7 protein-coding genes are annotated in these 12,425 nt (G+C 47.9%); 2 read left to right on the top strand and 5 right to left on the bottom strand.

Features of this window, described 5'->3' with window-relative positions; all coding sequences use genetic code 11:
- Positions 1–28: 28 nt before the first annotated feature.
- The 4 genes from M4J38_RS03275 to M4J38_RS03260 form a co-directional block, all read right to left on the bottom strand.
- A complete protein-coding gene (locus tag M4J38_RS03275; protein WP_251758101.1) occupies positions 29–2,707 on the bottom strand; it encodes a histidine kinase dimerization/phosphoacceptor domain -containing protein in 2,679 nt (892 codons plus the stop codon).
- Positions 2,708–3,237: 530 nt separating this feature from the next.
- Complete coding sequence (locus M4J38_RS03270; RefSeq protein ID WP_251758100.1) at positions 3,238–4,644, bottom strand: hypothetical protein; 1,407 nt, start codon at positions 4,642–4,644, stop codon at positions 3,238–3,240.
- 527 nt (positions 4,645–5,171) lie between these two features.
- Positions 5,172–6,155: a DUF6427 family protein gene (locus M4J38_RS03265; RefSeq protein WP_251758099.1), complete on the bottom strand. Its 984-nt coding sequence runs from the start codon at positions 6,153–6,155 to the stop codon at positions 5,172–5,174.
- Positions 6,156–6,170: 15 nt separating this feature from the next.
- Positions 6,171–7,697 carry a hypothetical protein gene (locus M4J38_RS03260; protein WP_251758098.1) on the bottom strand — a complete coding sequence of 509 codons (1,527 nt, stop codon included), beginning with the start codon at positions 7,695–7,697 and terminating at the stop codon, positions 6,171–6,173.
- A 216-nt stretch (positions 7,698–7,913) separates the two neighbouring features.
- Here M4J38_RS03260 and M4J38_RS03255 point away from each other — a divergent pair, with 216 nt between their 5' ends.
- Together M4J38_RS03255 and M4J38_RS03250 are read left to right on the top strand one after the other, a co-directional pair.
- Complete coding sequence (locus M4J38_RS03255; protein ID WP_251758097.1) at positions 7,914–9,884, top strand: KUP/HAK/KT family potassium transporter; 1,971 nt, start codon at positions 7,914–7,916, stop codon at positions 9,882–9,884.
- On the top strand, positions 9,884–10,174 hold the full coding sequence (locus M4J38_RS03250) for a rhodanese-like domain-containing protein (protein ID WP_251758096.1): 291 nt from the start codon (positions 9,884–9,886) through the stop codon (positions 10,172–10,174). Before M4J38_RS03255 ends, M4J38_RS03250 begins: the two co-directional genes overlap by 1 nt.
- On the opposite strand, the gene M4J38_RS03245 is transcribed toward M4J38_RS03250, so the two are convergent.
- Positions 10,143–12,425 (bottom strand): FUSC family membrane protein, encoded by a 2,283-nt coding sequence (locus tag M4J38_RS03245; RefSeq protein WP_251758095.1) that lies wholly within the window; start codon positions 12,423–12,425, stop codon positions 10,143–10,145. The two genes, M4J38_RS03250 and M4J38_RS03245, sit on opposite strands and share 32 nt — an antisense overlap.

The raw sequence follows: 12,425 nt of genomic DNA, 5'->3' as shown, positions 1-12,425 counted from the left end.
AAAATGTGCCTGATGCAATCAAATATCTTTAGATAGCTTTAAGATAAGATGCGTGATTTTTAGCTACCTTGAATTCTACAGCAACATTGGTGCCTTCTCGGTTTTCAATGCTCAGGGTTCCATGTATTTGTTCAGATAGCCCCTTCATCAGTTTTAAGCCAAGAGAACCATGTGTGTTGATGTTAAAACCTGGAGGTAGTCCTTTGCCGGTGTCTTTCAGTTCCAGTCTGTACGTATGGTCATCTAAGGATTTTAGTACCACGGTTAGTTCACCGCTATCCTGGTTAGTAAAAGCATGTTTGAAGCTGTTGGTTATCCCTTCGTTTATGATCAAACCCAGTGGAACAGCCTGAGCCAAATCTAGTGTTAGCGGTTCGACTTGCAGGTTTACCTTGATCTTTTTCTGGTCCGATAAGCTTTCCTTCAGGCATTCGGTCAACTCACACACATATACCTTCATGTCTATTTCATCATTGTTGCCGGACTGGTACAGTTTCTGGTGAATCAGCGACATGGCCTGTACTCTTTGCTGGCTCACCTGCACCGCGGCCAATGCTTCATCCGACAAGTAGGCCGCCTGCGATTCTAATAAGCTCTGCATGATTTGTAAGTGATTTTTTACCCGGTGGTGCACCTCTTTTACCAGCCAGTCTTTTTCCTCCAGCAGCTTCTCCAGCAGGATATTTTGTTCGGAAATTTTCCGGCTGCTTTTTTGTTTGATGCGGTACTGGTTGTACAGCAATGCAAGGATGATGAACAGCAGGACAAGTCCGCCAATAGTTATTCTTTTAGTGAAGTTGGACTGTTTCAGCGCTGCATCCTGTAGCTCGCTTTTGCGTTTGAGCAATTGAATGTCCTGGGCGTTCAGGCGGATGGTTTTGTCGTTTAGAATTAAACTTTTTTCCCTGCTGGCAGCAAGTGCCTTTTGCAGTTCAGCCTCGTTTTTCAGTAGCTCGATCCTGCTTTCTTTTACTAGAATATCCCGCAGTCTTTTTTCGTTTTCCAGCTTTTGCAAAAGTCCCTGCTTGGTTAGTAACTCAATTTCTTTTTCCCGGCGGAGTATGGCCTGGTCTTTTAGCAGCAGGTCGTTGTTTTTCTTCTCTACTTCGTATCGGGTGGTTATTTCGGCGATAAGCCTGGTTTTCTTCGCGTTGAAAATCGTATCACTGATTAATTTGTACCTGTTCAGGTGGTTCATGGCGGAAAGGTAATTTCCGTTGGCGGAGTCCGTTTTGTAAAGCATGTAGGAGATGTCGGCCTGTACATTGGCCGGAACCACATTTGGGTTCTGCATTACTTCGTCAAAAAATGCTTTTGTTTTATCGAAACGTTTATTGCGGTAATAGAATTTACCCAGGGCCAGCTTTGGTGCCATCACCCACGCTGGTGCAAGTCCGCTTGCGGGATCGATCATTCGGTTGTAGAAAGATTCCGCTTTTTCAAACTGTCCTAATGCATCATAGCAATCGCCATAAGCTTCATAAAGATTCATTTTGTCATCCGCCCCATATCTTGATGAAAACTCTTTCTCCATACTTTCTGTGTACGTCAGCGCTTCTTTCTTTTGGTTATTGGCCAATAACGTTTTGCAATGCCATTTTACCAATACGCCGGGTACTATTTTCCCTGAATCCCTTGATACCTTAATACCCATTTCAAAGGCCCTGATGGCATTCTCGTAATCGGCAAGTTCATAATAAGTTATGCCGAGCCTGGTATAAGCATGCTCTATATTCCGGCCTTTGTTTTTTTGAACCTCTTTTATCCCTTCCAGCATGTGTTCTAATGCTTTTTCAAAATCACCCTGCATGCGGTATATGTCGTAAAACCGGGGACTGACTTTAAAGGTGGTATTAAACCCGTTAGTGCGAAGAATTTGCTCTGCGGTTTTAGCCGCATTCATAGCCAGGTCAAGTCTGCCCTCGTCTGTGTAAATATCTGCGAGATAGATGTGTACATGGGCCAGTTTTTCGTGTTCCTTAGTTTGCTCCAGGAGCGATTTTGCCTGGAGTAAACAGCTTGTTTTTTCAGCAAAGTTTTCCGGCTTATGCGGTATTTTCTCAGCGATATTATGCCATAATAGCGCTCTTTTTTCAAGGTTATGCTGTGTTCTGTAAATGGAATCAAGGCTTTCCACATATTGCTTTCCCACATCAATTCGGTCAGTCATGTGGTAAAAAACAGACAATGCGTTCAGTCCCCAGATTTCGTAATTCAACTGCTTATACAACCTTGCGTAATGCAATACTTTGTGGCTGTAAGTAATAACGCTGTCTGAATTGGAGGGTTTGTTGTTGTAGGATTCCGCATGCAGATTGGCAACCTTTGCATAGATGAAAGTCAGGTAAGTACCTGGTAATAAACTTATTTTTTTGTGCGCTAATGTATGTTCATTCCTGATCAGGTGGAGAATGGCCTGAGAGACCACTCCGCCTTTGTATCCGTTGCAACTGGTGTCCACTGCTCCTGTTGCTTCAGCCATGCGTTGCCAGTATAAGGCACTATCAAGGGCATGTTTGTTCGTTTTCCTGGTATCGTAATGGGCGGTGCCAAGCAGGTTATAAAGCGTTGCTTTTGCTGTGTCAGATTTAGCTGCTGCAATTCTGGTGAATAATTCAGCGATATGCGTTTGCTGCTTTTGCTGCGCTGATGCGGTATTCAGCATTAGCAGTATACAACCCGCAACCCAACCCAATTTAAGTTTCATAAACAAAGTTTATAGGTGCTCATTGGTTATCTGGTGTTTTCGGTCGGAAGTTATGGAAGCGACCATCATCATCGGGAGATTGTTCCTCTTTCAGGGCTGTTAATTACATTCTTCCAGGCCTTCCGGCAGGTAGTGGATCATAAGACAGTAAGTTTAGCCCAAAAGTACAGTTATTCAAAATATGGAAACCGTGATCGTTTTTTTTGAATGATTTGTACAACTGATGGTACTTTTTATACGATGGCAGATGTTTGATGAATGGCGCATTGAAAGAGGTCCGAAAGTATATTCCAATAGTCCTGGGAATGGAAAACGGTGGATGAACCGATTTATGGATGCCGGAACTTTGGGAGGTAGAATGCCTGAATTAAAGAAGTGTTGATTCCTGGTATTAATACGTTAATTGCGAATCGCTTTTATGAAGGGGTTCTTTGCGTGTGTTACCGGCCAATTAGAATAGAGCTGCATATACTTCATAAGCGGATAATGAAATTTATGACTTGCTTGTAGAATAACGTCACAATATCGGCTTACTTAATCCCCAGGTTCAGCGATTGAACCGCAACGGCTGTATTGTCCGTATTATTTTCTACCCAAACCTCAATGTAATCGTTCTTGGCGAGTTGTACGGTGCAAGATAGTGAAACGGAGGCCTGGTCGCTGCTATTCACCAAACGAACCCTTTGTCTGGATTCTTCCAGTACTACGCCGTTTTTAGCGATGTAAAAAGTGTAAAGTTTATTTGCGAAAAGCGAACCGTGCGATGCCGTCATGGCGCAGGTCGCCTGGAACCTTCTTGTTTTCGTGCCGGTATAAGTAAGACGCAGGTTGGCCGGCGAGGTAACCCGGAACAGGTTGCTGGACGTGGTGGTGCCTGCCACTTTTACTTTGGTATTCACATTGGAAAAACTGGTGGTGGCCGTTGTGCTGATGTATAAATTGCCGGTGGCCACATCGTCTTTTTCCGTATCCAGCCCGGTGGATTCCACCTCCCAGTTGCTGGAGAAAACACCTGTTTTATAGGTGCCGTTTCCATCGAAAAGTACGCTTTTAATTTCCCCGGAAGCAATGCTGGTTATCCCTGAAATATCCATGCCTATGGCTGTGTTGGCAGACTGGCAGATCATATCACCGCCAATTTTCTGGATGATGTTGAAGGTGCCGGTAAACTTCTCATAAGTATTCTTGTTGGAGCCGTCCCACAACTGGTTGCTGAGTACGATATTGTTGTTGTTCTCGAAAGTGATGCCATTGTTGTTGTAAAAATACGCGATGGTGCTGAAAAAAACGGTTCCGCCGAAACCTTTGATGGTGCCGAGCCCGCCACAGGCCAGTACATAGCAGTTCTGAAAAATAAGATTGGTATTCGCGCCACCCGCGTTCAGGTTGAACAGGTTCGAAGAAGAGGTAAGTGTGAGTAAACGCAACGTGCCGCCTAAACTCCCGGTAAACAATTCGCCGCCGCCGGTATATATAATTTTATCCTGCGTGGCATTCACCCCGATCAGGCAGGAACCGTTCAGGTTAATCTTGCTCGACAATGTAATGGCGCCGTTTATTTCGTAGGTGGTATTCGCCAGAAGGGTGATGACGCCACCTGAAGCGGCGGGCAAGTCCGAAGTGCTCTTCACGATCACATGATTGCTCCTGGTAAGCAGGGCGCTGTTCAATGCGAGCCATCCGCCATTGCGCCGCACCATCAGTTGTTTTGAAGTGCTGTGGAAGATCACCATCCCATCCGGAGGAGTGAGGGCATTGATCAGGGCGGTATCCGTTATACGGGGGAAAAGTAAACCCTGGTTGTCTGATTTCAATTCCAGCACGGCTGATTTTTCGATGCCGTAAGGCTGGTTTCCGAGCCGCAGTTGTTGTGCGCTGGTTTGTTGCTGGAAAAAAGTGATGGCAAGAAGCGATGCCACAATGTATAACTTTCTCATAGGCCTGGGTGATATTGGGATTTCACCTCAAAGATGCCCTTCTTTTACAGGAAGGAGAAAGATTGCCAGGCGGTTAACCTGTGCTTAACCACGCGGTAAGTGGGAATGCTTAGTGCTGGTGGTTATTTTTTTCACGCGAAGACGCACTGCTTCGTTCCTCGCAGGAGCGGAGACGCAAGGGGCTGTTGATGTGCGGCACGAAAGAAGGGGTTTCTCGCAACGGCGCTACGACGCAACGTTAGCGCTTGATTTTTGTTTCTTGTTCATTGAACAATAATGTATATGTTTCTTTATGGGTAAAGGGTTGTTGTGACAAGCCATAGTAGGGTATATGCAAGAATTAAAGTTCACCCGTAATAATCAGCCATCCTAAATAAAACAGCCGTGGCGTCGTAGCGCCGTTGCGAGAAAAAACACCACTTAAATGAAACTCCCGCCAACCAACTAAGGCCTTGCGTCTCCGCTCCTGCGAGGTACGAAGCAGTGCGCTGCGCAGTGCGAAGCACAAAGCAGTCGCGTGAAACGAGCTATCCACCAAAATAATTCAGGTACACCGCCAGCGCAAACCCCAGCCAATGCAATATCCCCGGCATCAAACCAGTTTTAGGATAAAAATATGCCGCCGCGTGAAAAGCAGCGAACGGCACCGTGCACAAAATCCAGTTTCCAAAATCCTGGGAAGTGTTGATAAAAGGTATTAGCGTGGAAACAAGTATATACAACAGCAACAGGCTCCAGCACTTCCGTGTTTGTATCAGCATCTTGCCCAGGTTCGCCTGCACAAAATACCCCCCGGCCAGAAAAGGAATCACCATCAGCGAGATGGCCGCGGCCACCCAGATAGACGGGCGGAAACGCAGCATGTCAATTGAAATCTGCGGAAGATACTTTGCCGGTGTCCAGTTGCCGGAAAGAAACAATACGATGAAAAGGAAATAATACGGTGCCAGCAAACCCATCAACGTAATCACCCATTCAGAGAACCGGAACGGACGCATGAGCAATAAGGCGAAAAATACCAGCAACACGAATGCCGCGGCGGGAAAGAACAGGAAAGAGGCCAGCCCTACCAGGATACCCATGTTGAACAACTGCGTCTTCGGACTTTGCGTATTGTACAGCGCCATCATTTTTACCAGTGCCCAGATCAGCAGCGAGTTCACCAGCAGACCTGCGGAAAACAAATTCCATTCAGGAAAAAACGAGGTGATGAGCAGGTAACTCATTCCCGCCAGGAAGTTCGGTTTCGGGAACAGCCGCTGGTCGTTCACGATCTTGTTCAGGTGCGAAGCCTGGGTAAAAAGCAGAAGGAAACTGAGCAGGGAAAAAATGGCCGGACTTCCGCCCGAAAAGCCGTTCAGCCACGCCACCAGTTCGCGGTACAGGAACCCGTCCTGCGGCTTGGTGACCGGTAAGGAAGGATGCAGGAACACCGGGAACTTCAGTACCAGTGCGTAAATAAGAAGGATCAGGGCGTTTCCCGGGTTTTTCTGCTTGAATATTGTAATCACCTTAGGCTGGTTGTTTTAGAAATCTACTTTCGCGAAGCAAAGATAGTTTCTATAAAAACAAGGTACAACCATTTGGCGCGCGGAAACCTGTTTTGCGTAACGCGGCATGAATTCGTAGCCTTTATCAAGGTTTTTAATGGTGGGCGAACGGGTGATCTGTCCGTCCGGACTAACAGTTTGTTCGCTCAGGATCAGGCTCCTGCGTTCCACTTCGTTGAAGAGGAAATGCAATTGCCCGCCGGTAACCAGCGAAGCGTAAGAGATCAGGAAATCACTTTCGTCGTCGAACTGTGTTTTCGGTATCACATTGCTCCATTCCAGTTCGCCTTTGTTGTTGAAGGAGATTACCATGATGTTATCGGCATGATAACGGGTGGCGGGTGTATTGTTGTAACGCCAGGAGTTCCATCCCCAGGGACTGTAATAACGGTTCCAGAAATAATAGTCGGATGGCATCATCCAGGGGTTCCGGAAGGAGAGGTAATCCCACCTGTTCCAGGTATAGCCGCGGGAAGTGGTGTAGTTGGATTCAGCCGCAAGGATAAACCCGCCATCCACCCGGGGTATAATTGTTTTGATGAAGTAATCATTAAAGGCCATTTTCAGGTTCGATTCCCCTTTCGCCATGCTGCGGAGTTCGTCGTTGAATACCACGGCATTGCTTTTGGTGATGGAATCGGCCTTGTTGTCGTAAGCTGCTGTGTACATGCCTTCAATGTTGCCCCTCCTTTGTTTGTAATAGAAAGCCGTGAGGAGAAAGTGGTTGTTGAGGTTATCGATCCTGATCTTCACCTCATCGAGGTACCTGCCACCCAGGTCCAGTTCGTGCATGGAGAACTGGTCGGCTCCCACGGGTTTGGTCACCATGAACAATTTGCTGATGTTATCATTGCCGCCGGAACGGATGAATTTTCCGAAAACCAGTTCCCCGCTGTTGGAAATCTGGAAATCGGTAAAGAAATCGTTCCTTTCCTCCATGGCCATGTTCAACTGTTTTTTCTCCAATTGTTTCAGGTTTTCATCCAGTAACACCGAGGTGAAAACGAAGTTCCGGGCATTCCGGCTGTTGATCTTCAGCGCCATGATCCTTTTTTTGTCCTCGCTCACCAGGGTAGAGTAAAGTTTATTGTCGGCGGAAAACCCGATCTGGGTGGTATCAATATCTATCGGTTCCCCGATCTTCTTGCCATCCGGACCAACTTTCACCCCAACGCAGTGTACAATATTTTTGCGCTGGAACTGGTAGATCATATAGGCGAAATCAGGATATGAAACGAAGTCCACGTTGATTACCCGGTCGGGCATATAATCCTGGTTCACTCTTTCGAGCAGTTTCATATCATTATCATACACGCTGATGGCGTTTTCGGCGCGGTTGTTCTTAAACACGAGGTAATTGTTGCCGAGCTTGCCGATGATCTCAAAATTCGTGCGCTTACTGTCTTCCCTTTCCGGTTCAGAATAGGAAATCCTTTGGGAAAAACTTTCCGTGAGTGAAAAACACAAAGCCAGGGTAAGCGTTAACAAGCATCTGATGTTCATAATTCCTGTGTTTATACGATAAATGTAGAGCATTGTCGGCACATTTCGGGCGGATGGGTCTGCTGGCCACGGCAATGAATATACTGGTAAACGAAATATGGCCCCGCCGGGTTGTATATAAACTGTGTTAAACTTTCTCAAAAAGCGGTCCGGAAACGCTTTTTGAAATATCGCCGAACAGTATACCTTTGTTCCATATTCCAACAACACAGCAACGTGGGCAAACAACTGAACAAAGTTACCGCAGCGGGCCTTTTAGTGGCGCTGGGTATTATTTACGGCGACATCGGAACATCTCCTCTCTACGTTTTCAACGCCATCATCAACGAGAAAGTAATTTCAGAAGACCTGATCCTGGGGAGCCTTTCCTGCATCATCTGGACCATCACGCTTCAAACCACCGTCAAGTACGTGATCCTCACCCTCCGGGCCGATAACAAGGGGGAAGGCGGAACGTTTTCGCTGTACGCCCTGGTGCGTAGACGAAAAAAATGGCTGGTGATCCCGGCCATGATCGGCGGGGCTGCCCTGCTTTCGGACGGCATTATTACCCCACCCATCTCGATTACTTCTGCCATTGAGGGCCTTAAACAGATTCCCGCCCTGCACGATATCGAAAGGATGACCATCGTATATATCGTACTGGGTATCCTGACGCTTTTCTTTTTCATGCAGCAATTCGGAACGCATTCCATCGGGCGCCTCTTCGGACCCATCATGTCTTTGTGGTTCCTTATGCTGGCGGGTTTGGGCATCTACCATTTCGCAGATGATCTTTCCGTGCTAAAAGCTTTCAGCCCGCATTACGCCATTCAGTTCCTCGTTACGTATCCCGCCGGTTTCTGGGTGCTGGGCGCCGTATTTCTATGTACCACAGGTGCTGAAGCGCTGTATTCGGATCTTGGGCACTGCGGAAGAGGGAATATCCGCATCTCCTGGATATTTGTGAAAACCTGTTTGCTCGTTAACTATATTGGTCAGGCGGCCAACCTGCTTTCACACCACAACGGCAAATTCGTGAATGATGCCCTGGGACTGAACGCGTTTTACGACCTGATGCCCCAATGGTTCGTGATCATCGGTATCGTGATTGCGACTTCCGCTGCCATCATCGCGAGCCAGGCCATGATCTCAGGTTCCTTCACCCTGATCTCGGAAGCCATGCGGCTCAACCTCTGGCCCCGCATGAAGGTGAACTATCCTTCAGAAGAAAAAGGACAGCTTTTTATACCGGGTGTGAACATATTGCTGTACCTCGGTTGTTGCGGCGTGGTGCTGTATTTTCAGCGTTCTTCCAGTATGGAAGCGGCTTATGGACTCGCCATCACGCTGTGTATGCTTTCTACCACTATTCTTTTCGCCAACTACCTCGTTTCCAAAAGAGTGCCCGCCTTTCTGATCTATCTTTTTCTCGTGGTATATATCGTGATCGAATCGTCTTTCCTGGTGGCCAACCTCATCAAATTCACACATGGCGGCTATATTACGCTGATGATCGGCGGTGTGATGTTCCTCATTATGTACACCTGGTACCGCTCCCGGAAAATTAAGAACCGTTACGTGGAATTTGTACGCCTCGACCAGTATATTCCCATGATCCAGGAACTGAGTAACGATAAATCCGTTCCCAAATACGCCACACACCTGGTGTACCTCACTTCGGCGAATAATCCTAAGGAGATTGAGCACAAGATTATTTATTCGATTCTCAACAGAAAACCCAAACGCTCCGATATTTACTGGTTCGTACACGTAGACACGCTCGATGACCCCTATACCTGCGAATATTCCGTGGACCATATCATTCCCAACGACATTATCCGCGTGGAGTTCAGGCTCGGTTTCCGCGTACAGCAACGCATCAACCTCATGTTCCGGAAAGTGGTGGAAGACCTGGTGAAGAACAAGGAAGTGAACATCACCAGCCGCTACGAATCCCTGGAGAAGAACAATGTGGTGGGCGATTTCCAGTTTATTGTGATGGAGAAATACCTTTCCCAGGACAACGAACTGCCGTTCTTCGAGCGCATTATCATGAAACTGTATTTCTGGATCAAAGAGATCAGTTTGTCGGAAGAACGCGGCTTCGGGCTCGATACCTCTAATGTGGTGATCGAAAAATTCCCGCTCATCGTGTCTCCCGTAAGTAACCTGCGACTCACCCGCATCAACCAGGACCTTGACTGATGAAAGAGCTGAGTTGGGAGGAATGGAAGGCGCTGGAGCAGAAAGGTGAACCATTCGCTTTACTGGATGTGCGCGAAGCAGCAGAAAGAGACGCGTACAATATTGGTGGAATATGGATTCCGCTGGGAGAAATCATGCAACGGTATACCGAGATTCCGCAAGATGTTCCCGTGATTGTTTATTGCAGAAAAGGCATCAGGAGCGGTATCGCCATTCAGCGGCTCGAAGCCCGCTTTGGTTGGACGCATTTGTTCAACCTTAAGGGTGGGCTGCGGGTGCCATCTCTGTAGCGGGGGCACCGGTATGTCCACCCACATTCTTACCCAACTCCTCCACGGTACGGGCGATGAAGATGAACTGGTCGGCGATGGATTTATACTCAGATAGTGTTTTCCGCACCGGGCTATCCGCCACACCTTTCCCCAGTTCTATACTTCTTTCCTGCTTCAGTTGCATCACTTCATGGTTCAACTGTTTCAATGCCTGTTGGGTGGGAGAAGCATCCTCCGCCAGTTGTTTATTGATGGGAACGCCGTTCAGTTTCTTTTCAATGTCTTCCAGTTGATGGTTCAATGCTGTGGTCAGTTGCTGCAATACCGGTTTCTGGTATTGTTGCGCCAATGGCTGCGCATAGTAGGATACGGTAGCGATGTGTGAAGTGAGCACATGGTTGAGCACTACGAACTGGTGCATTTCCTTGCTGTTCTTTTGTTGGTGCACGGGTTCCGACATCATCCGGTTAAAGGCATCGGTAAGGTTGGCGAGTGATACGAACGCGTTCTTCCTGGATAATTTGTATTCCGTATTGGTATAAGGCTTCCCGGCAAATGCGCCGGCGATCACTTTAAAATATTCCCGGTTATCGTGGATGGCGCGGATCATATACTGTCTGATCTGTGTGTATTCCCAGGCAGGTACCAGGAAATAATTCGCGAGGAACGCGATGGCGGAACCAATGGCCGTATCGATTACTCTTTCCGTGAGCAGGGTTCTGAAGTCTCCCGGGAAGAGCAGGTGAAAAAGTATGAGGATATATGGTGTCATCAACACCACGCTCAGCAGGTATTTAGCGCGCATGAAACTGAATGTTCCGATCATCAGGAAAATCATAATGGCCAGCAGGATGTTTTTATCCTGGATGAAATACAACAGCAGTAAACCGATGGCCGCTCCGGCAATGGTGCCGATCAGTCGTTCCCCGTTTCTTTTCTTGGTAAGACTGTAAGCGGGTTTCAGGATCACGATGATGGTGAGCAATATCCAATAACTGTGTCCGAACGGAAGGATCAGCGATATAAGGTAACCTGCGAAAGTGGCCACGCTCACCCTGACGGCATGCCGGAAAGTGTTGGACTGCAAGGTGAGGTTGGACAGCAGCAACCGCAGGTCGATGGCCTGGTGGGTAACGAAGCGATCGTAATCCGGTTCTTTGAATTGCTTGCTGAGTGCGGGGTCGAAAGTGGTGTACTGGTGCAGGGTGTAGATTCTGCCGGCAATGTCTTCAATGCTGTCGAGGATGTGCCTGAGTGAAATAAATGCCTCCACGTTTTCAGCGGTACGGTGTTCATCCCGGAGCTGAAAGAAGAGTTGGTTCACTTTCTCCGTTTTTTTGGACAGCAGATCGGTAGGCGTGGAAGGGAAACCGCTTTTGAGTGCGATTCCTATTCTATCCAGTTCATCTGTTAACTGATAGATCAGGGATTGGTAATGGTGGAGAATGGCATGCTGATCGAAAGCCTGGTGGAGGGCGCGGTAATCCTGGTGGGAGGTCATGGCGCGTTCAAAAAGATCCACCACATCGAGGAAGATCATCACGAGAATTCTGCCTTGCGGTGTGGACTCCCGCACGATATCGCGGCTTTTAAAAAGCATTTCCCTTACGAGGTCCTGCTTCTCGTGCACGATGATTTGTTCTTCCAGTAATTTTCTATAAGCGGCGTCGTAATCCACATTTTTGCTGTAGAACGCGGCTTTGGCGTGCAGGTAATTGGCGGTGGCCTGAATACAATCGCCCATGGCCTGCTGGGTGAGTTTATAGGGCCGAATGCTGTATAGTCCAAGACTCAAGAGCGTGTACCACAATCCGCCCCCGAAGATGTAGGCCGCGTGAATGGCCGCGTCCTCCAAAGTTCTTTTCTCGTCGATATTCAGTACCATCACCAGCAACACCGCCGTTCCAATAGCCATGCTCCGGGTGTTGAATACGCCGATCATGGAGAATATAAATGCTGCTGCGGCAACCCAGGCGCCAAGCAAAACGGGGGAGAAGGCCACAACGCCGGTGATAAAGGCGCAACAGGAGGTAAGGATGAAACATACCACCATGGCGTTTTTCCGGTGGTGAATAGGGCCTGGATTGTCTGGAATGCTGGCGCACATGGCCCCCAGCGATACCACAATGCCCGTTTCCAATGCGCCGAAGTAGCTGAAAATTACAGCAGGAAGCACCACGCCCACAGTAATGCGCACGCCCTCACTGAGGTAGTGGCCGTAGATGAAGTTCTTGTATTCCCTGATGTAAGAGGCCGGCAATTGCAGCAT

Source organism: Parasegetibacter sp. NRK P23 (assembly GCF_023721715.1).
GTDB lineage: Bacteria > Bacteroidota > Bacteroidia > Chitinophagales > Chitinophagaceae > Parasegetibacter.
This window is presented reverse-complemented; position numbering and strand designations above follow the sequence as displayed.